The following is a 19,749-nucleotide window of genomic DNA, read 5'->3' as shown; positions in this document are numbered from 1 at the left end:
GAACGGAGGAATTTCTGTGTTAAAGAAACCTATCATCTGTTTGTTCATCTTATTTTTATTTGCGCCTGCCGTTTTGGCTGAGCCGATCCAAGCACATACTGTGTCACCTGTTAATCCTAAAGCACAGCAGACAACAAAAGATCTGATGAATTGGCTCGCCCACCTGCCGAATCGTTCTGAAAACAGAGTGCTTTCCGGTGCGTTTGGCGGTTACAGTCATGACACATTCTCCATGGCCGAAGCAGAAAGAATCCGAAGCTCAGCCGGACAATCACCTGCCATTTACGGCTGTGATTACGCGAGGGGATGGCTTGAAACCTCAAACATTGAAGATTCTATAGACGTAAGCTGCAACAGTGATTTAATTTCGTATTGGAAAAGCGGAGGGATTCCGCAGATCAGTCTGCATCTAGCGAATCCTGCTTATCAGTCAGGACACTATAAAACACCGATTACCAACGATCAGTATAAAAAACTGTTAGACTCTTCTACAACAGAGGGGAAGCGGCTGAACGCCATGCTCAGCAAAATTGCTGACGGACTTCAAGAGCTGGAAAAGCAAGGCGTGCCCGTTCTGTTCAGGCCGCTGCATGAGATGAACGGCGAGTGGTTTTGGTGGGGCCTTACGTCATATAATCAAAAGGATGATGAAAGAATCTACTTATATAAACAGCTCTACATCAAAATCTATCATTATATGACTGACGAAAGAGGATTGGATCATTTATTGTGGGTTTACTCTCCCGACGCTAATCGAGATTTTAAAACAGATTTTTACCCTGGAGCTTCATACGTAGATATAGTTGGGTTAGATGCATACTTTCAAGATCCATATTCGATAAGCGGATACGACCAGCTGACAGCACTTAATAAACCATTTGCCTTCACAGAAGTTGGTCCGCAAACAGCAAACGGCAGCTTTGATTACAGCCTGTTTATGAGTGCGATAAAACAAAAATACCCTAAAACCACTTATTTTCTGGCCTGGAATGATGAATGGAGCCCGGCTGTGAACAGAGGCGCTTCTGCTCTCTACAATGATAGCTGGACATTAAATAAGGGAGAAGTATGGAACGGTGATACGCTAACACCTATAGTTGAATAAAAAACGTTTTACATTAATAAAAGGTTCTCAAGGATATCCTTGAGAACCTTTTGCTCATCAGGCGTTCATATCCCCTAAGCCGGGACTATGTTCATTCGGCATTTCCGGAAGAACCGGAACAGGAAATCCAGCCGGAGGTTCAGTTACTTGCAGCTCGCCGCCATTTCTGCTTGGAGATTTCCCTTGAAAGATCTCTGCAATTCTTGTTTCATCTAATCTAAAGTTAAACTGTACATTATGGTAGCCTAATTCAACATACTTTCTGCACTCTGGATATTTATTAATGTCGTAATTCGGTACTGGAAAAAGCTTAGCCCAGTCAACACCCAAAGTCTCAAGCGCTTTAGCGAAAGCATTTTGATGAGCATTGTCACGAACAATAAGAAAAGCGAGTGTTTCCCGGAACGTCTGATTAGAGCTCATTTCATAAATTCTTGTTTTTTGGAGAACGCCAGTAGACTCAAGCAACAAGTTATCCAACAGGTCAGTGATTAAGTTTCCGTGATTATAAACCCAGGATGCGTTCCAAGGATTGCCGCCCGCATCAACCGGGAGTGAACTCTGTGCGCCAATAATGTAATGATGAGGGTTAGCATGTTTAACTGCTTCATCGAGGGGGGCGTGATCTATACCCTGGCTGCCGACTCCAGCACCGCCTGATTCATCCAACAAGGCATTGATTGTATTTTGCACAAGCTCTACATGGGCAATTTCTTCTAAAAAGATGCCGCGCAGCAAATCACGATATTGTTTCTGCTTTCCTCTGAAATTGGAGCTTTGAAAGAAATATTGCATCATTGTACGCATTTCTCCGTAATGTCCGCCTAATATTTCCTGCAGTACTTTAGCTGCGGCCGGATCTGGCTTATCGGGTTTAATGATATTGATTAGTTCTTCTTTGTAGTAAAACATAGCACGCCTCTTTTCTTATTTATTTTGTTTTTTATATCATCTGTACAATCAGATAAACTATACGGACTAACCAACAGCTGAAAAGAAAATGAGAAAAATGAAACAAAAACATAGAAAAGTGTTGACCGATAAAAAAACACATGGTATATTATTAAACGTCGCTGATGAACAGCACAGAACAAAATGAAAAACAAAAAAGTTTTTCGAAGGTGTTTACAAACACTTCAGAATGTGTATAATAGATAAAGTCGAATCAAAAAGATTTGAAAAAACATTCGAAAAAACATCTTGACTTTAACATCAATTAATAGTATGATAGTTAAGTCGCTCGATAAGCGCCCGTAGCTCAATTGGATAGAGCGTTTGACTACGGATCAAAAGGTTAGGGGTTCGACTCCTCTCGGGCGCGCCAATATAATATACATGCGGGTGTAGTTTAGTGGTAAAACCTCAGCCTTCCAAGCTGATGTCGTGAGTTCGATTCTCATCACCCGCTCCATTATTTCTTGAATGATCTTTGAAAACTAAACAAGACAAAACGTACCTGTTAATTCAAGTTTTATTATAAATCGCACAGCGATGTGCGTAGTCAGTCAAACTGAGGTCTGCACGATGCAGATCACGCAGATGTTGCCACAGGATGTGGTGAACTTAATCTGCGATCCATTTATCGGAGAGTTTGATCCTGGCTCAGGACGAACGCTGGCGGCGTGCCTAATACATGCAAGTCGAGCGGACAGATGGGAGCTTGCTCCCTGATGTTAGCGGCGGACGGGTGAGTAACACGTGGGTAACCTGCCTGTAAGACTGGGATAACTCCGGGAAACCGGGGCTAATACCGGATGCTTGTTTGAACCGCATGGTTCAAACATAAAAGGTGGCTTCGGCTACCACTTACAGATGGACCCGCGGCGCATTAGCTAGTTGGTGAGGTAACGGCTCACCAAGGCAACGATGCGTAGCCGACCTGAGAGGGTGATCGGCCACACTGGGACTGAGACACGGCCCAGACTCCTACGGGAGGCAGCAGTAGGGAATCTTCCGCAATGGACGAAAGTCTGACGGAGCAACGCCGCGTGAGTGATGAAGGTTTTCGGATCGTAAAGCTCTGTTGTTAGGGAAGAACAAGTACCGTTCGAATAGGGCGGCACCTTGACGGTACCTAACCAGAAAGCCACGGCTAACTACGTGCCAGCAGCCGCGGTAATACGTAGGTGGCAAGCGTTGTCCGGAATTATTGGGCGTAAAGGGCTCGCAGGCGGTTCCTTAAGTCTGATGTGAAAGCCCCCGGCTCAACCGGGGAGGGTCATTGGAAACTGGGGAACTTGAGTGCAGAAGAGGAGAGTGGAATTCCACGTGTAGCGGTGAAATGCGTAGAGATGTGGAGGAACACCAGTGGCGAAGGCGACTCTCTGGTCTGTAACTGACGCTGAGGAGCGAAAGCGTGGGGAGCGAACAGGATTAGATACCCTGGTAGTCCACGCCGTAAACGATGAGTGCTAAGTGTTAGGGGGTTTCCGCCCCTTAGTGCTGCAGCTAACGCATTAAGCACTCCGCCTGGGGAGTACGGTCGCAAGACTGAAACTCAAAGGAATTGACGGGGGCCCGCACAAGCGGTGGAGCATGTGGTTTAATTCGAAGCAACGCGAAGAACCTTACCAGGTCTTGACATCCTCTGACAATCCTAGAGATAGGACGTCCCCTTCGGGGGCAGAGTGACAGGTGGTGCATGGTTGTCGTCAGCTCGTGTCGTGAGATGTTGGGTTAAGTCCCGCAACGAGCGCAACCCTTGATCTTAGTTGCCAGCATTCAGTTGGGCACTCTAAGGTGACTGCCGGTGACAAACCGGAGGAAGGTGGGGATGACGTCAAATCATCATGCCCCTTATGACCTGGGCTACACACGTGCTACAATGGACAGAACAAAGGGCAGCGAAACCGCGAGGTTAAGCCAATCCCACAAATCTGTTCTCAGTTCGGATCGCAGTCTGCAACTCGACTGCGTGAAGCTGGAATCGCTAGTAATCGCGGATCAGCATGCCGCGGTGAATACGTTCCCGGGCCTTGTACACACCGCCCGTCACACCACGAGAGTTTGTAACACCCGAAGTCGGTGAGGTAACCTTTATGGAGCCAGCCGCCGAAGGTGGGACAGATGATTGGGGTGAAGTCGTAACAAGGTAGCCGTATCGGAAGGTGCGGCTGGATCACCTCCTTTCTAAGGATATTTACGGAATATAAGACCTTGGGTCTTATAAACAGAACGTTCCCTGTCTTGTTTAGTTTTGAAGGATCATTCCTTCGAAACGTGTTCTTTGAAAACTAGATAACAGTAGACATCACATTCAATTAGTAACACAAGATATCACATAGTGATTCTTTTTAACGGTTAAGTTAGAAAGGGCGCACGGTGGATGCCTTGGCACTAGGAGCCGATGAAGGACGGGACGAACACCGATATGCTTCGGGGAGCTGTAAGCAAGCTTTGATCCGGAGATTTCCGAATGGGGAAACCCACCACTCGTAATGGAGTGGTATCCATATCTGAATTCATAGGATATGAGAAGGCAGACCCGGGGAACTGAAACATCTAAGTACCCGGAGGAAGAGAAAGCAAATGCGATTCCCTGAGTAGCGGCGAGCGAAACGGGATTAGCCCAAACCAAGAGGCTTGCCTCTTGGGGTTGTAGGACACTCTATACGGAGTTACAAAGGAACGAGGTAGATGAAGAGGTCTGGAAAGGCCCGCCATAGGAGGTAACAGCCCTGTAGTCAAAACTTCGTTCTCTCCAGAGTGGATCCTGAGTACGGCGGAACACGTGAAATTCCGTCGGAATCCGGGAGGACCATCTCCCAAGGCTAAATACTCCCTAGTGACCGATAGTGAACCAGTACCGTGAGGGAAAGGTGAAAAGCACCCCGGAAGGGGAGTGAAAGAGATCCTGAAACCGTGTGCCTACAAGTAGTCAGAGCCCGTTAACGGGTGATGGCGTGCCTTTTGTAGAATGAACCGGCGAGTTACGATCCCGTGCAAGGTTAAGCAGAAGATGCGGAGCCGCAGCGAAAGCGAGTCTGAATAGGGCGCATGAGTACGTGGTCGTAGACCCGAAACCAGGTGATCTACCCATGTCCAGGGTGAAGTTCAGGTAACACTGAATGGAGGCCCGAACCCACGCACGTTGAAAAGTGCGGGGATGAGGTGTGGGTAGGGGTGAAATGCCAATCGAACCTGGAGATAGCTGGTTCTCTCCGAAATAGCTTTAGGGCTAGCCTCAAGGTAAGAGTCTTGGAGGTAGAGCACTGATTGGACTAGGGGCCCCTACCGGGTTACCGAATTCAGTCAAACTCCGAATGCCAATGACTTATCCTTGGGAGTCAGACTGCGAGTGATAAGATCCGTAGTCGAAAGGGAAACAGCCCAGACCGCCAGCTAAGGTCCCAAAGTATACGTTAAGTGGAAAAGGATGTGGAGTTGCTTAGACAACCAGGATGTTGGCTTAGAAGCAGCCACCATTTAAAGAGTGCGTAATAGCTCACTGGTCGAGTGACTCTGCGCCGAAAATGTACCGGGGCTAAACGTATCACCGAAGCTGCGGACTGTTCTTCGAACAGTGGTAGGAGAGCGTTCTAAGGGCTGTGAAGCCAGACCGGAAGGACTGGTGGAGCGCTTAGAAGTGAGAATGCCGGTATGAGTAGCGAAAGAGGGGTGAGAATCCCCTCCACCGAATGCCTAAGGTTTCCTGAGGAAGGCTCGTCCGCTCAGGGTTAGTCGGGACCTAAGCCGAGGCCGAAAGGCGTAGGCGATGGACAACAGGTTGATATTCCTGTACCACCTCCTCACCATTTGAGCAATGGGGGGACGCAGGAGGATAGGGTAAGCGCGGTATTGGATATCCGCGTCCAAGCAGTTAGGCTGGGAAATAGGCAAATCCGTTTCCCATAAGGCTGAGCTGTGATGGCGAGCGAAATATAGTAGCGAAGTTCCTGATTCCACACTGCCAAGAAAAGCCTCTAGCGAGGTGAGAGGTGCCCGTACCGCAAACCGACACAGGTAGGCGAGGAGAGAATCCTAAGGTGATCGAGAGAACTCTCGTTAAGGAACTCGGCAAAATGACCCCGTAACTTCGGGAGAAGGGGTGCTCTGTTAGGGTGCAAGCCCGAGAGAGCCGCAGTGAATAGGCCCAGGCGACTGTTTAGCAAAAACACAGGTCTCTGCGAAGCCGTAAGGCGAAGTATAGGGGCTGACGCCTGCCCGGTGCTGGAAGGTTAAGAGGAGCGCTTAGCGTAAGCGAAGGTGCGAATTGAAGCCCCAGTAAACGGCGGCCGTAACTATAACGGTCCTAAGGTAGCGAAATTCCTTGTCGGGTAAGTTCCGACCCGCACGAAAGGCGCAACGATCTGGGCACTGTCTCAACGAGAGACTCGGTGAAATTATAGTACCTGTGAAGATGCAGGTTACCCGCGACAGGACGGAAAGACCCCGTGGAGCTTTACTGCAGCCTGATATTGAATGTTGGTACAGCTTGTACAGGATAGGTAGGAGCCTTGGAAACCGGAGCGCCAGCTTCGGTGGAGGCATCGGTGGGATACTACCCTGGCTGTATTGACCTTCTAACCCGCCGCCCTTATCGGGCGGGGAGACAGTGTCAGGTGGGCAGTTTGACTGGGGCGGTCGCCTCCTAAAAGGTAACGGAGGCGCCCAAAGGTTCCCTCAGAATGGTTGGAAATCATTCGCAGAGTGTAAAGGCACAAGGGAGCTTGACTGCGAGACCTACAAGTCGAGCAGGGACGAAAGTCGGGCTTAGTGATCCGGTGGTTCCGCATGGAAGGGCCATCGCTCAACGGATAAAAGCTACCCCGGGGATAACAGGCTTATCTCCCCCAAGAGTCCACATCGACGGGGAGGTTTGGCACCTCGATGTCGGCTCATCGCATCCTGGGGCTGTAGTCGGTCCCAAGGGTTGGGCTGTTCGCCCATTAAAGCGGTACGCGAGCTGGGTTCAGAACGTCGTGAGACAGTTCGGTCCCTATCCGTCGCGGGCGCAGGAAATTTGAGAGGAGCTGTCCTTAGTACGAGAGGACCGGGATGGACGCACCGCTGGTGTACCAGTTGTTCTGCCAAGGGCATCGCTGGGTAGCTATGTGCGGACGGGATAAGTGCTGAAAGCATCTAAGCATGAAGCCCCCCTCAAGATGAGATTTCCCATTCCGCAAGGAAGTAAGATCCCTGAAAGATGATCAGGTTGATAGGTCTGAGGTGGAAGTGTGGCGACACATGGAGCTGACAGATACTAATCGATCGAGGACTTAACCTAATTTCTAATGATGTCACACCTGTTATCTAGTTTTGAGAGAACACTCTCAAATTGTTTGGTGGCGATAGCGAAGAGGTCACACCCGTTCCCATGCCGAACACGGAAGTTAAGCTCTTCAGCGCCGATGGTAGTCGGGGGTTTCCCCCTGTGAGAGTAGGACGCCGCCAAGCAGTTTTATCATAATTATATCGTCGCGGGGTGGAGCAGTTCGGTAGCTCGTCGGGCTCATAACCCGAAGGTCGCAGGTTCAAATCCTGCCCCCGCAACCAAAAAATATATCCTTTAAAATAAGGAGCGCCCAAAGGGTGCAACCAAATTAAAATGGTCCGGTAGTTCAGTTGGTTAGAATGCCTGCCTGTCACGCAGGAGGTCGCGGGTTCGAGTCCCGTCCGGACCGCCATTTATTGTAAACGAAACGATCATGTTTTCGTTTTTTTTGTGTTTTCTTTTATTACATCTTTTGCTTGGTATGATAGCCAAGCTTTCTTTATATCGGCAACATCTTGGATATTTCACCATAATCCGATACACTAGATACAGTACATATAAAACATAATCAGACCAAAAGGAGGTTTGGTTAATGGATGAGTTTGATTTAATTAATAGTATTACTCCGCGAACCATTCACCATTCTTCCGTTGATGTAGGAATTGGAGACGATGCGGCTCTTTACACAGCGAAAAACGGTGTGCAGGAAATTGTATGTGTCGATACAATGGTAGAGGACGTGCATTTTAAATTGAGCTATTCTTCGCCGGAGGACATTGGATATAAGGCGTTGGCTATAAATATAAGTGATATTGCCGCAATGGGAGGTATTCCTAAGTTTTATTTAGTGTCTCTTGCGGTGCCTTCAAAATGGACGGCATCAGAAATCAAGGCAATGTATGAAGGAATGAATGAACTGGCGAAACTATACTGTATGGACCTGATTGGCGGTGATACAGTTTCTACTAACGATAAACTAGTCGTCACAGTGACTGTGATTGGGGAAGTTGAAAAGGGACGTGCCTGTTTGCGCAGTTTGGCAAAGCCGAATGATATTGTCTTTGTCACTGGTGAAATCGGTTCTTCTGCCGCTGGACTTTCATTGCTGCTAAAAGAGTCCTCTCATCCGGAAACATCATTTGAAACAGATCACTTTATCAATAGGCATAAACGGCCTCACCCAAGAGTGAGTGTTGGCAGACTATGCTCGAACGCTCAGCGTGTGGCTCTTAATGATATTAGTGACGGATTGGCAAGTGAATTGCATGAAATTGCTGAATCCAGCTCTGTTTCAATAGAAATTGACGAGAGCCTTCTTCCAGTTCATCCGGACTTGCCTAAGTTAAATTCCAAATGGAAGGAATGGGCTTTGTTTGGCGGAGAGGATTTTGAGCTGACTGGGACGATCTCAAAGGAAGACTGGGAAGTGTTACAGCAGGAGTGCAGCAGACTTCAACTGCCAATTACAAAGATTGGATGTGTCCGTGAAAAGACAGAATCCAATGTCGTATTAAAGACAGATGAAGAAACAATGACTTTAGAGAAAAAAGGATATAATCATTTTAAATAAGACGGGTGACTCGTGTGAAGCAATTAAAATGGAGAACTGTAAATCCTGAAGAAACAAAAGCGATTGCTAAGCTGACTGCATCGTTTTCAAAGCCTGGGGACGTCCTGACATTAGAGGGCGATTTAGGAGCTGGGAAAACAACCTTTACAAAAGGTTTTGCTGAAGGACTTGGAATTACACGTGTTGTAAACAGTCCGACGTTTACGATCATAAAAGAATATAACGATGGTTCACTTCCTCTTTTTCATATGGATGTATACAGAATGGAAGACGAGAGTGAAGACTTAGGACTTGATGAATATTTTCATGGACAAGGTGTCTGCTTAGTGGAATGGGCACATTTAATTGAAGAGCAGCTTCCGCAGGAGCGACTGCAAATTGTCATTAAAAGAGCTGGTGATGATGAAAGAGAGATCACCTTTACAGCTGTGGGGAATCGGTATGAAATGCTTTGTGAGGAGATAAGTAGACATGACAATATTAGCAATTGATACATCGAATTATACTTTAGGCATAGCGCTGCTTCGGGATAACACTGTCATAGCAGAATACATGACATATTTAAAAAAGAATCACTCTGTGAGAGCGATGCCTGCTGTTCATTCTTTGCTGAATGATTGTGATACAACCCCGCAGGATCTTTCTAAAATTGTTGTCGCAAAAGGTCCTGGCTCGTACACAGGGGTGAGAATCGGTGTAACCATTGCCAAAACACTTGCCTGGTCTTTAAACATTCCGATTTCTGCTGTTTCAAGTCTTGAAGCGCTCGCGGCAAATGGACGTCACTTTGACGGTCTGATCAGCCCTATATTTGATGCGAGACGCGGACAGGTGTATACAGGTCTTTATGAATATAAAAACGGGCTTTTAGAACAGGCTGTGCCGGATCAAAATGTGATGCTGACAGAGTGGCTGGAGATGCTAAAAGAGAAGGATCGCCCTGTTTTGTTTTTAGGACATGATACATCCATACACAAGGAGACGATACTGGATGTATTAGGAACAAAAGGAATCATAGGGTCTGCGGTTCAGCATAATCCCCGCCCTTCAGAATTGGCTTACTTGGGTGCGGATAGGGAAGCTGCTGATATTCACGGGCTTGTGCCGGATTATTTGCGGCTTGCAGAAGCTGAAGCGAAATGGATTGAAAGTCAAAAGTAGGGTGATAGGATGAAAACAAAAGCAGCAGTCAGAAAAATGCAGCTTGATGATGTTGATCACGTATACGAAATTGAAACATCCTCCTTTACGTCTCCCTGGACGAAGGATTCGTTTTATCATGAATTGCTTGAAAATCCGTATGCCCACTATCTCGTGATTGAAAAGGACGATTGTATCGCGGGTTATTGCGGGATTTGGATTGTGATGGACGACGCCCAAATCACAAATATAGCGATTAAACCAGAGTATAGGGGCCAGTCTTTAGGAGAAGCACTTTTTCGTTCAGCTCTCGAGCTTTGTAAAGAAAAAGAGGCGAGGCGGCTTTCGCTTGAAGTGAGGGTTTCCAATCACCCTGCTCAAAGTTTATATAAAAAGTTCGGGATGCAGCCCGGCGGAATAAGAAAGAACTATTATACTGATAACGGGGAAGATGCGTTAATTATGTGGGTGATGATAAATGAATGAGCAAAAAGATCTTTATATATTAGGAATCGAAACGAGCTGCGATGAAACGGCAGCAGCTATTGTAAAAAACGGAACAGAAATCGTCTCGAACGTTGTGGCCTCTCAAATTGAAAGCCATAAACGATTCGGAGGGGTTGTGCCGGAAATTGCATCAAGACATCATGTGGAGCAAATCACTTTAGTGATCGAAGAGGCTTTCCGTAAAGCAGACATGACATATCGTGACATAGATGCGATTGCAGTTACTGAAGGCCCGGGATTGGTGGGAGCACTGCTAATCGGGGTAAACGCCGCTAAAGCATTGAGCTTTGCGCATCAGATTCCGATAGTTGGAGTCCATCATATAGCGGGCCATATCTACGCAAACCGTCTGGTAGAAGAGATTGTTTTTCCAGCGCTTGCATTGGTCGTTTCCGGCGGCCATACGGAATTGGTTTATATGAAAGAACACGGTTCATTTGAAGTAATCGGGGAAACACTCGATGACGCAGCAGGGGAAGCTTATGACAAAGTGGCGAGAACAATGGATCTCCCGTATCCAGGCGGACCGCAGATTGACAAGCTTGCGGAATCAGGGAATGACACTATTCCTCTGCCTCGCGCATGGCTTGAAGAAGGTTCTTATAATTTCAGCTTCAGCGGGCTGAAATCAGCTGTGATCAATACGCTTCATAACGCGGCTCAAAAAGGACAGGAAATTGCGCCGGAAGATCTTTCTGCCAGTTTTCAGAATAGCGTCATTGATGTCTTAGTGACAAAAACGGCACGCGCTGCAAAAGAATATGGTGTCAAACAGGTTCTTTTGGCCGGCGGAGTAGCTGCAAACAGAGGACTCAGAGCTGCGTTACAGAAGGAATTCTCCCAGCATGAGGGGACAGCGCTCATCATTCCTCCGCTATCCTTATGTACGGATAATGCTGCAATGATTGCTGCGGCCGGTACAATTGCTTTTGAAAAAGGGATTCGCGGATCATATGATATGAATGGCCAGCCTGGTCTTGAACTGACTTCTTACCAAGGTCTCACGACATAATGGAGTGAGGCTTTTTTATTGTTATTAACAGATAATTCTCAATTTATCCACATATCTGTGAGTAATTATAGAGATATAGATGGGTAAAGGGGTTGAGAGGCTGTTAATAAAGTGGATAAATTCAGAATATTTTGTGGATATTGTGTATAAACCGCTTTCTTCGTTTGCTTATAAGGTTATTTTCTGTGGATAAAAAGCACCTCTAAAAAAGAGGTGCTTGACTTTTTTTAATCTTCTTCTGTGGATAGTTCTTCCCATTCTGATAATAGGTTTTCCAATTCTTGATTGAGTTTCTCGTTGTCAGCGTGGATGGCTTGTACCTTTTCGTGGTCCTGATATACTTCCGGATCACAAAGTAATTCATCATTATGACTGATTTTTTCTTCTATGGTTTGAACTGTCGTTTCAATTTCTTCTATGCGTCTGAGTCGTTGTCGTTCTTTCTTTTTCCATTCTTTTTCTTCCTCATAAGAACGTTTAGAGTCGGATTTCATTGCAACCGTGGCTTTTTCAGTTTCCTCTTGCTGTTTCATTTTCTCCAATTCCAGCTGCTGTGTTTTTTTCTCTGTATAATAATCGTAATCTCCGAGATATTCTTCAATATGGTTTGGAGAAAGCTCATATACCCTTGTTGCGATTCTGTTAATAAAATATCTGTCATGTGAGACAAATAACAATGTGCCCGGATAATCGATCAAGGCGTTTTCGAGAACTTCTTTGCTGTCTAAGTCAAGATGGTTCGTCGGCTCATCAAGAATGAGAAAGTTAGCTTTTTGCAGCATCAGCTTTGCCAGGGCCACTCTTGCTTTTTCGCCTCCGCTTAGGGAATGGACGGGTTTAAGCACATCATCCCCGGAGAATAAGAAATTTCCGAGGCACGTTCTAATTTCTTTCTCTTGAAGCTCCGGATACTCGTCCCACAGCTCATCAATGACGCGTTTAGAGGAAGTCAGCTCAGCCTGTTCCTGGTCATAGTAACCGACACTGACATTTGAACCGTACGCTATTGTTCCTTGATCCGGCTTCAATGTGTTTATTAATGTTTTCAGCAGGGTTGATTTTCCGATTCCGTTGGGACCTACAAGAGCGGCGCTTTCTCCTCTTGTAAGCCTAAACGACACATCTGTCAGAAGCGGCGGCTGGTTTTCATAGCTGATGGTCAGATCCTGAACCCGCAGGACCTCGTTTCCGCTCTGTTTTGTAATATCGAAATGAAAATTTGCTGATTTTTCGTCGCCGAGCGGTTTTGACATGACGTCCATCCGTTCAAGCTGTTTCCGGCGGCTTTGTGCTCTTTTTGTCGTTGAGGCTCTCGCCAGATTTCGGTCTACAAAGTCCTGCAGCTTGGCGATTTCATCCTGCTGTTTTTCATACAGCTTAAGATCCTTTTCATATTGGGCAGCTTTTTGGTCTAGATAAGCGCTGTAGTTGCCGTGATACTTTTTGCTTTCTGATCTTGATACCTCGTACACCTGGTTCACCACTTTGTCCAAAAAGTAGCGGTCGTGAGAAACAATCAGAATCGCGCCTGAATAGCCTTGTAAATAATGTTCAAGCCATGTCAGCGTATCAATGTCCAGATGGTTGGTCGGCTCATCTAGAATGAGAAGATCAGGCTGTGTTAACAGAAGCTTACCCAAGGCCAGTCTTGTTTTCTGACCTCCGCTCAGGCTTTGCACCTGCGTTGAATCGTCAAAATGGCTGAAGCCGAGACCGTGCAGCACAGATCTGACATCTGCTTCATACTGATAGCCGCCTTTATCTTTAAATTCCTGCTGAAGACGGTCGTAGGTTTTCATGATGCTTTCCAGTTCACTTGGGTCAGCTGCCGCCATTTTTTCTTCTATGTTTCGCATTTCTTTTTCCATTGCTTTTAAGTGATCAAAAACAGTCAGCAGCTCTTCTTTTATGGTAAGCTTAGAATCCAAGCCGGTATGCTGGGCCAAATAGCCCATTGTGATATCTTTCGGCTTGATCATTTCACCCTTTTCATATGAAAGGTGACCTGCGATAATTTTAAGGAGTGTAGATTTCCCAGCGCCGTTTCTTCCTACAATTGCGACGCGATCACGGTTTCTGACTTCCAGCTTTATATTGTTTAAAATAGTATCAGCACCAAATGATTTGGAAAGCTGATTAATTTGTAAGATCATCATATTATTTCACCTCTGCTATAATAAGTTAAGTGTAGCTTATGAACCAGAACTCAGCAAACAATACATTGGCCGAATAAGACATAGAGAAGAAAATAGTGTATGATCTGTTTAAGGAGAGTTTTTACTATGAATGGATTTTCTCATTTTAATGAACAGGGCAGAGCCCAGATGGTGGATATCAGCGAAAAATCTTCGACTGTCCGTACTGCGGCGGCTGTATCAAGCGTACACATGAAGAGTGAAGTGTACGAGAAAATAAAAAGCCATGATATCGGCAAAGGAGATGTACTTGCTGTCGCTCAGGTGGCGGGTATTATGGCTGCGAAACAAACATCAAATATCATTCCGATGTGCCATCCGCTATCCTTGAGCGGGGTCGATATTTCGTTTGACTGGAAAATAAAAGAAACAGAAGTTATACTTCATATAAAAGCACAGGTCAAAACGAAAGGGAGTACAGGTGTGGAAATGGAAGCGCTAACTTCTGCATCGGTGTGTGCCCTTACTGTTTACGATATGTGCAAGGCGCTTGATAAGGGGATGGTCATCGGCCCTACCTGCTTGCTGGAAAAGACAGGCGGGAAAAACGGTGACTTTAAAAGAGAACTATCCGAGTATAATTTGGAGGACCAAAAATGAATAAGGATCAATCAAAAATTCCGCAGGCGACGGCAAAACGGCTGCCGCTTTATTATCGCTTTTTAAAGAATCTGCATGCGTCAGGAAAACAGCGTGTATCATCCGCTGAACTCAGCGATGCCGTAAAGGTTGATTCTGCCACGATTCGCAGGGATTTTTCCTATTTTGGAGCTCTTGGCAAAAAAGGATACGGATATAATGTCGATTATTTGCTGTCATTTTTCCGAAAAACGCTGGATCAGGATGAAATGACAGACGTTATCCTGATTGGTGTCGGGAACTTAGGAACAGCGTTTCTTCACTATAATTTCACAAAAAATAATAACACAAAAATTTCTATGGCTTTTGATATAAATGAGAGTAAAATAGGAACTGAGGTAGGCGGTGTGCCCGTCTTTAACCTCGATGATCTTGAAAAGCATGTAAAAGGCGAATCAGTTGCCATTCTGACAGTGCCCGCAGTTGCGGCCCAATCGATTACCGACAGATTGGTTGCGTTAGGGATCAAGGGTATTCTTAATTTTACGCCGGCCCGTTTGAATGTGCCGGAACACATTCGAATTCATCATATAGATTTAGCTGTAGAGCTTCAGTCACTGGTTTATTTCTTGAAGCATTATTCTGTTTTAGAGGAAATCGAGTAACCGGAAAGGAGGAGCCCAAATATGCCGATCGGTCCTGGAAGCCTTGCTGTTATCGCAATCGTTGCTCTGATTATCTTTGGCCCCAAAAAGCTGCCTGAGTTGGGAAAAGCGGCTGGAGACACACTTCGTGAATTCAAAAACGCTACTAAAGGATTAGCGAGTGATGATGAGGAAAAAAAGAAAGAGAATCAGTAAGTTAGGATGACACAAATGAAAGTGAATCAAATGTCGCTGCTGGAGCATATTGCGGAGCTTCGAAAACGATTGCTGGTTGTGGCGCTGGCGTTTGTCGTTTTCTTTATCGCGGGATTTTTTTTAGCGAAGCCGATTATAGTGTATCTGCAAGAAACGGATGAAGCGAAGGAGCTCACGCTCAATGCGTTTAATCTGACAGACCCGCTTTATGTGTTTATGCAGTTTGCGTTTATCATCGGGATTGTCCTGACTTCGCCGGTTATTCTCTATCAGCTTTGGGCTTTTGTGAGCCCGGGCCTCTATGAAAAGGAGCGCAAAGTAACGCTCAGCTACATTCCGATCTCTATTTTGCTGTTTTTAGCGGGTTTATCTTTTTCCTATTATATTTTATTTCCTTTTGTTGTCGATTTTATGAAACGGATATCTCAGGATTTGAATGTCACTCAGGTGATTGGAATTAATGAATATTTTCATTTTCTTCTGCAGCTGACGATTCCGTTTGGACTGTTGTTTCAAATGCCGGTCATCCTTATGTTTTTGACAAGGCTTGGAATTGTGACACCGATGTTCTTAGCGAAAATCAGAAAGTATGCGTACTTTACGCTGCTTGTGATTGCTGCTCTGATCACACCACCTGAGCTTTTGTCTCATATGATGGTGACTGTTCCGCTCTTGATTTTGTATGAAATCAGTATTTTAATATCGAAGGCTGCCTATCGGAAAGCGCAGAAAAACAGTGCTGCCGATCAGGACGTTTCTTCTTAGCCAACATAAAAAATCCATTTCTCATAGAGAGAAATGGATTTTCTTTATTTCTGGTTCTTCTTTATTTTAAATGAAAAGGCGAACATCTTAAAAGAAATGCTGATGTTGTATGCAGCGAACACCATCAGCAGGATGGAGTAAAATGACCACATGCTGCCTGGCGAGCTTGCGGCGAGATAAGTAAAGATGCACCCTACGGCAAAGTAGATCATTCCCCACACTATCGGGTTTCTCATGAAAATAATCCTCCAATAATCAATTGCATTTGTGTGCTTTGCTGTTCAAGGTATTTCTGAACAGGCTCAAGCTGCATAATGACGACGAATGTATTCATCATTACATGGGCGAAAATCGGCACCCAAATCCGTTTAGTTCTCGCATATAGAAATGCAAAGGTAAAGCCCATTGCCGTATACAGCAGAAGGTGCGTTAAATCCGCGTGAACAATTCCGAAAATAATGGAGCTGATCAGTCCGGCAATAAAGAAATTTGTTTTTTCGTACAGCGCGCCGAAAATGATTTTTCTGAAGATGATTTCTTCTAATATAGGCCCGATGATAGAAGAAACGATAATCATAAGCGGGACTGCCTGAATCACATCCAGGATGGCTTTTGTATTTTCTGATTCTCTTCCGATGCCAAATACATAATATTCAATAGAACCGGCTATTCCTTGAGAGAAAAGGGCTATGAAAAACCCGGCTATCGCCCAAAGGATCGAAAGTCCGACCGAGTCTTTCTTTTCGTTCCGCAGCGTAGTTTTAGGCATAGTTCTGAGAATGAGCAACACAACAATCAGACAGGCAATAAAACTGATGACGGACCATAATCCCTGCGCGTACAGCAGATTTTCTTTTGTGGGCTGTCCTCCCGCATAACCGAATTTAAATAACAAGGGAATCCCGATTACTGCTGAAAACTGCATGATGATATATGTCAAAATAATAAACCAATACTGTTTTCTCAAATGGTATGTACTCCTTTGTTAAATGGGTTTCTTTTGTCTACAGCTATTGTAACATAATTGAATCGGGGGTGAAAAAGCCAAGGGATATCTGAGCTGAAAAGAATGATGTAAGCGTGAAAAATTTTTTATCTTATCACTTGAAATTGGAAGTGAGATTCTTTATTATAAGAATTGTGTTAGCACTCTTTAGTGCTGAGTGCTAAAATTACATATTCATACTATTGAGGAGGTTATTACATTGTTAAAGCCATTAGGTGATCGCGTTGTCATTGAACTCGTAGAATCTGAAGAAAAAACTGCCAGCGGAATTGTGTTACCGGATTCTGCAAAAGAAAAGCCGCAAGAAGGCAAAATCGTGGCAGCTGGTTCAGGTCGCGTGTTAGAAAGCGGAGAGCGCGTTGCTTTAGAAGTAAAAGAGGGCGACCGCATTATCTTCTCAAAATACGCAGGTACTGAAGTGAAATACGAAGGTACTGAATACTTAATCTTACGTGAAAGTGACATTTTAGCTGTTATCGGCTAATTCTTAAATAAACAAATACTTAAAAATTCGAGGAGGTTTCGTACACATGGCAAAAGATATTAAGTTTAGTGAAGAAGCTCGCCGCGCAATGCTTCGCGGTGTTGATGCACTTGCTGATGCTGTAAAAGTAACTTTAGGACCAAAAGGACGCAACGTGGTTCTAGAGAAAAAATTCGGTTCTCCGTTAATCACTAATGACGGTGTAACAATCGCTAAAGAAATCGAACTTGAAGACGCGTTTGAAAATATGGGTGCTAAGCTTGTAGCTGAAGTAGCCAGCAAAACAAACGACGTTGCCGGTGACGGTACAACAACTGCGACAGTTCTTGCGCAAGCAATGATTCGTGAAGGCCTTAAAAACGTAACAGCAGGCGCTAACCCTGTAGGCGTGCGTAAAGGTATGGAACAAGCTGTAAACGTTGCGATCGAGAATCTGAAAGAAATTTCTAAGCCAATCGAAGGCAAAGAATCTATCGCTCAGGTTGCTGCGATCTCTGCTGCTGATGAGGAAGTCGGAAGCCTTATCGCTGAAGCAATGGAGCGCGTAGGCAACGACGGCGTTATCACAATCGAAGAGTCTAAAGGCTTCACAACTGAGCTTGAAGTTGTTGAAGGTATGCAATTCGACCGCGGATATGCGTCTCCTTACATGGTAACTGATTCTGATAAGATGGAAGCGGTTCTTGACAATCCTTACATCTTAATCACAGACAAAAAAATCACAAACATTCAAGAAATCCTTCCTGTGCTTGAGCAGGTTGTTCAGCAAGGAAAACCATTGCTTCTGATCGCTGAGGATGTTGAAGGTGAAGCTCTTGCAACACTTGTTGTGAACAAACTTCGCGGCACATTCAACGCAGTTGCTGTTAAAGCTCCTGGATTCGGTGACCGCCGTAAAGCAATGCTTGAAGACATCGCTGTCCTTACTGGCGGAGAAGTCATCACAGAAGATCTTGGTCTTGACCTGAAATCTACTGAAATCGGACAATTGGGACGCGCTTCTAAAGTTGTTGTTACAAAAGAAGACACAACAATCGTTGAAGGCGCTGGCGAAACAGATAAAATTTCTGCACGCGTCACTCAAATCCGCGCACAAGTGGAAGAAACAACTTCTGAGTTCGACAGAGAAAAATTACAAGAGCGTCTTGCTAAACTTGCTGGCGGCGTAGCTGTCATCAAAGTCGGCGCTGCGACTGAAACTGAGCTGAAAGAACGCAAACTTCGCATCGAAGACGCCCTCAACTCAACTCGCGCAGCTGTTGAAGAAGGCATCGTATCCGGCGGTGGTACAGCGCTTGTCAACGTATATAACAAAGTGGCTGCCGTTGAAGCTGAAGGTGATGCGCAAACAGGTATCAACATCGTGCTTCGCGCGCTTGAAGAGCCAATTCGTCAAATCGCGCACAATGCAGGTCTTGAAGGATCCGTCATCGTTGAGCGCCTCAAAAACGAAGAAATCGGCGTAGGCTTCAACGCTGCAACTGGCGAATGGGTAAACATGATCGAAAAAGGTATCGTTGACCCAACGAAAGTTACACGCTCTGCACTGCAAAACGCAGCTTCTGTAGCAGCAATGCTCTTAACAACTGAAGCTGTTGTCGCTGACAAACCGGAAGAAAATGCCGGCGGCGCAGGAATGCCTGATATGGGCGGCATGGGCGGTATGGGTGGAATGATGTAAAACCGACAAAAAACCCTTGATAAACAAGGGTTTGTCGGCAACGGACGTCATTTTTGATGCCCTTTTGATGCCATTTATAAATTTTCGAGGCTTCTCATGAGTTCACCGAACTTGTGAGAGGCTTCTTTTTTTCTGTCTTTTGTGGTTTGATTTTTTCAGCACTGTTTTATATCGATACTCAATAGTTTTGATAAACGGTAGGTAACCCCGATATAGACTATTCTATCGACTGAAATACAAAATTCTCATCATACAATTCATGCTTTATTTGCATCTTGACTTTGTTTTGATTTACTTTGTGATTTTTAAGGAGGCGCAGTACCTCATCTTCGACTGCTGAAAACCAGAAGTGAGTTGAATTCCATCGTCTCGAAAAATAACACGAGGCATTTCTTGGGTTCCAGCGAGAAGGTTCCAGCCTTTTCTGGGCTTATCCATGATATTATGAGCCCGACCAAAATAAAAGTGAAACAATAAGTAATTGAAATAATAAGAGCCCTTATCCACAAAGAGGAAGGGCATTGTTATTTATTTTTGGTCATTTTCTATATCCATTCACTTATGGGGTTGAAAATTATTCGTCCCGACCTCTGTTACCTTTCTCTCTATTGCAGATAGGAGACAATATTGG

The 19,749-nt window shown here is 45.2% G+C and carries 16 protein-coding genes, 4 tRNA genes and 3 rRNA genes; 19 read left to right on the top strand and 4 right to left on the bottom strand.

The window, feature by feature from the left end; translation table 11 throughout:
- Positions 1–16: 16 nt before the first annotated feature.
- Entirely contained in the window at positions 17–1,105 is a 1,089-nt protein-coding gene (gmuG, locus tag ACQVGS_RS18945; protein ID WP_024120401.1) for a mannan endo-1,4-beta-mannosidase, read from the top strand.
- Between the two features lie 57 nt (positions 1,106–1,162).
- Here gmuG and ACQVGS_RS18940 read toward each other — a convergent pair whose 3' ends face one another.
- Positions 1,163–2,017: a manganese catalase family protein gene (locus ACQVGS_RS18940; protein WP_024120402.1), complete on the bottom strand. Its 855-nt coding sequence runs from the start codon at positions 2,015–2,017 to the stop codon at positions 1,163–1,165.
- A 335-nt stretch (positions 2,018–2,352) separates the two neighbouring features.
- Between ACQVGS_RS18940 and ACQVGS_RS18935 the strand changes: the two genes are divergently transcribed.
- The 12 genes from ACQVGS_RS18935 to tsaD all read left to right on the top strand — a co-directional run bounded on the left by ACQVGS_RS18935 (position 2,353) and on the right by tsaD (position 11,548).
- Positions 2,353–2,429, top strand: a tRNA-Arg gene (locus ACQVGS_RS18935).
- A gap of 13 nt (positions 2,430–2,442) precedes the next feature.
- Positions 2,443–2,516, top strand: a tRNA-Gly gene (locus ACQVGS_RS18930).
- Positions 2,517–2,684: 168 nt separating this feature from the next.
- Positions 2,685–4,234, top strand: a 16S ribosomal RNA gene (locus ACQVGS_RS18925).
- Between the two features lie 169 nt (positions 4,235–4,403).
- Positions 4,404–7,331, top strand: a 23S ribosomal RNA gene (locus tag ACQVGS_RS18920).
- 54 nt (positions 7,332–7,385) lie between these two features.
- A 5S ribosomal RNA gene (rrf, locus tag ACQVGS_RS18915) occupies positions 7,386–7,501 on the top strand.
- The 16S, 23S and 5S rRNA genes sit together here with 4 tRNA genes alongside, the layout of an rRNA operon.
- Positions 7,502–7,523: 22 nt before the next feature.
- Positions 7,524–7,600 (top strand) — tRNA-Met (locus ACQVGS_RS18910).
- A gap of 54 nt (positions 7,601–7,654) precedes the next feature.
- A tRNA-Asp gene (locus ACQVGS_RS18905) sits at positions 7,655–7,731 on the top strand.
- Between the two features lie 180 nt (positions 7,732–7,911).
- Complete coding sequence (thiL, locus tag ACQVGS_RS18900) at positions 7,912–8,889, top strand: thiamine-phosphate kinase (protein WP_213418358.1); 978 nt, start codon at positions 7,912–7,914, stop codon at positions 8,887–8,889.
- A 14-nt stretch (positions 8,890–8,903) separates the two neighbouring features.
- Complete coding sequence (tsaE, locus tag ACQVGS_RS18895; RefSeq protein WP_106021487.1) at positions 8,904–9,380, top strand: tRNA (adenosine(37)-N6)-threonylcarbamoyltransferase complex ATPase subunit type 1 TsaE; 477 nt, start codon at positions 8,904–8,906, stop codon at positions 9,378–9,380.
- The gene (tsaB, locus tag ACQVGS_RS18890; RefSeq protein ID WP_024120405.1) at positions 9,361–10,050 is read left to right on the top strand and encodes a tRNA (adenosine(37)-N6)-threonylcarbamoyltransferase complex dimerization subunit type 1 TsaB; all 690 of its coding nucleotides are present in this window, start codon (positions 9,361–9,363) and stop codon (positions 10,048–10,050) included. Before tsaE ends, tsaB begins: the two co-directional genes overlap by 20 nt.
- A 9-nt stretch (positions 10,051–10,059) precedes the next feature.
- Positions 10,060–10,515, top strand: a complete 456-nt coding sequence (rimI, locus tag ACQVGS_RS18885; RefSeq protein ID WP_095714313.1) for a ribosomal protein S18-alanine N-acetyltransferase — start codon at positions 10,060–10,062, stop codon at positions 10,513–10,515.
- On the top strand, positions 10,508–11,548 hold the full coding sequence (gene tsaD, locus ACQVGS_RS18880; RefSeq protein WP_106022467.1) for a tRNA (adenosine(37)-N6)-threonylcarbamoyltransferase complex transferase subunit TsaD: 1,041 nt from the start codon (positions 10,508–10,510) through the stop codon (positions 11,546–11,548). The genes rimI and tsaD overlap by 8 nt, the downstream gene beginning before the upstream one ends.
- A gap of 227 nt (positions 11,549–11,775) precedes the next feature.
- Here the strand turns inward: tsaD and ACQVGS_RS18875 are convergent, their stop codons facing one another.
- Positions 11,776–13,704, bottom strand: coding sequence for an ABC-F family ATP-binding cassette domain-containing protein (locus tag ACQVGS_RS18875; RefSeq protein WP_106021489.1), 1,929 nt, complete (start codon positions 13,702–13,704; stop codon positions 11,776–11,778).
- A gap of 126 nt (positions 13,705–13,830) precedes the next feature.
- On the opposite strand from ACQVGS_RS18875, the gene moaC reads away from it, so the two are divergent.
- Genes moaC through tatC form a run of 4 tightly spaced genes read left to right on the top strand, consistent with a single transcriptional unit; the run spans position 13,831 to position 15,947 of the window.
- Positions 13,831–14,343 carry a cyclic pyranopterin monophosphate synthase MoaC gene (moaC, locus tag ACQVGS_RS18870; RefSeq protein ID WP_010333208.1) on the top strand — a complete coding sequence of 171 codons (513 nt, stop codon included), beginning with the start codon at positions 13,831–13,833 and terminating at the stop codon, positions 14,341–14,343.
- Positions 14,340–14,987, top strand: a complete 648-nt coding sequence (locus ACQVGS_RS18865; protein ID WP_010333209.1) for a redox-sensing transcriptional repressor Rex — start codon at positions 14,340–14,342, stop codon at positions 14,985–14,987. The genes moaC and ACQVGS_RS18865 overlap by 4 nt, the downstream gene beginning before the upstream one ends.
- Before the next feature lie 21 nt (positions 14,988–15,008).
- On the top strand, positions 15,009–15,182 hold the full coding sequence (tatAY, locus tag ACQVGS_RS18860) for a sec-independent protein translocase protein TatAY (RefSeq protein WP_010333210.1): 174 nt from the start codon (positions 15,009–15,011) through the stop codon (positions 15,180–15,182).
- A gap of 6 nt (positions 15,183–15,188) precedes the next feature.
- Positions 15,189–15,947 carry a twin-arginine translocase subunit TatC gene (gene tatC / locus ACQVGS_RS18855; protein ID WP_081638244.1) on the top strand — a complete coding sequence of 253 codons (759 nt, stop codon included), beginning with the start codon at positions 15,189–15,191 and terminating at the stop codon, positions 15,945–15,947.
- 44 nt (positions 15,948–15,991) lie between these two features.
- Here the strand turns inward: tatC and ACQVGS_RS18850 are convergent, their stop codons facing one another.
- Both ACQVGS_RS18850 and ACQVGS_RS18845 read right to left on the bottom strand, forming a co-directional pair.
- Positions 15,992–16,183, bottom strand: coding sequence for a DUF4305 domain-containing protein (locus ACQVGS_RS18850; protein WP_024120410.1), 192 nt, complete (start codon positions 16,181–16,183; stop codon positions 15,992–15,994).
- Entirely contained in the window at positions 16,180–16,914 is a 735-nt protein-coding gene (locus ACQVGS_RS18845) for a CPBP family intramembrane glutamic endopeptidase (protein WP_491830372.1), read from the bottom strand. Before ACQVGS_RS18845 ends, ACQVGS_RS18850 begins: the two co-directional genes overlap by 4 nt.
- Before the next feature lie 238 nt (positions 16,915–17,152).
- Between ACQVGS_RS18845 and groES the strand changes: the two genes are divergently transcribed.
- Together groES and groL are read left to right on the top strand one after the other, a co-directional pair.
- A complete protein-coding gene (gene groES / locus ACQVGS_RS18840) occupies positions 17,153–17,437 on the top strand; it encodes a co-chaperone GroES (RefSeq protein ID WP_003155970.1) in 285 nt (94 codons plus the stop codon).
- A 46-nt stretch (positions 17,438–17,483) separates the two neighbouring features.
- A complete protein-coding gene (gene groL / locus ACQVGS_RS18835; protein WP_188323578.1) occupies positions 17,484–19,118 on the top strand; it encodes a chaperonin GroEL in 1,635 nt (544 codons plus the stop codon).
- Positions 19,119–19,749: the final 631 nt, after the last annotated feature.

The organism is Bacillus sp. SD127, assembly GCF_058566445.1.
The sequence above is the reverse complement of the archived record's forward strand: the minus strand, read 5'-3'. Positions and strand labels throughout refer to the sequence as shown.

Excerpts from the sequence above, each read along its gene's own strand:
- ACQVGS_RS18940 (WP_024120402.1), bottom strand. The coding sequence starts at position 2,017 with ATGTTTTACTACAAAGAAGAACTAATCAATATCATTAAACCCGATAAG.
- thiL (WP_213418358.1), top strand. The coding sequence starts at position 7,912 with ATGGATGAGTTTGATTTAATTAATAGTATTACTCCGCGAACCATTCAC.
- tsaB (WP_024120405.1), top strand. The coding sequence starts at position 9,361 with ATGACAATATTAGCAATTGATACATCGAATTATACTTTAGGCATAGCG.
- rimI (WP_095714313.1), top strand. The coding sequence starts at position 10,060 with ATGAAAACAAAAGCAGCAGTCAGAAAAATGCAGCTTGATGATGTTGAT.
- tsaD (WP_106022467.1), top strand. The coding sequence starts at position 10,508 with ATGAATGAGCAAAAAGATCTTTATATATTAGGAATCGAAACGAGCTGC.
- ACQVGS_RS18875 (WP_106021489.1), bottom strand. The coding sequence starts at position 13,704 with ATGATGATCTTACAAATTAATCAGCTTTCCAAATCATTTGGTGCTGAT.
- moaC (WP_010333208.1), top strand. The coding sequence starts at position 13,831 with ATGAATGGATTTTCTCATTTTAATGAACAGGGCAGAGCCCAGATGGTG.
- ACQVGS_RS18865 (WP_010333209.1), top strand. The coding sequence starts at position 14,340 with ATGAATAAGGATCAATCAAAAATTCCGCAGGCGACGGCAAAACGGCTG.
- tatAY (WP_010333210.1), top strand. The coding sequence starts at position 15,009 with ATGCCGATCGGTCCTGGAAGCCTTGCTGTTATCGCAATCGTTGCTCTG.
- tatC (WP_081638244.1), top strand. The coding sequence starts at position 15,189 with ATGACACAAATGAAAGTGAATCAAATGTCGCTGCTGGAGCATATTGCG.
- ACQVGS_RS18850 (WP_024120410.1), bottom strand. The coding sequence starts at position 16,183 with ATGAGAAACCCGATAGTGTGGGGAATGATCTACTTTGCCGTAGGGTGC.
- groL (WP_188323578.1), top strand. The coding sequence starts at position 17,484 with ATGGCAAAAGATATTAAGTTTAGTGAAGAAGCTCGCCGCGCAATGCTT.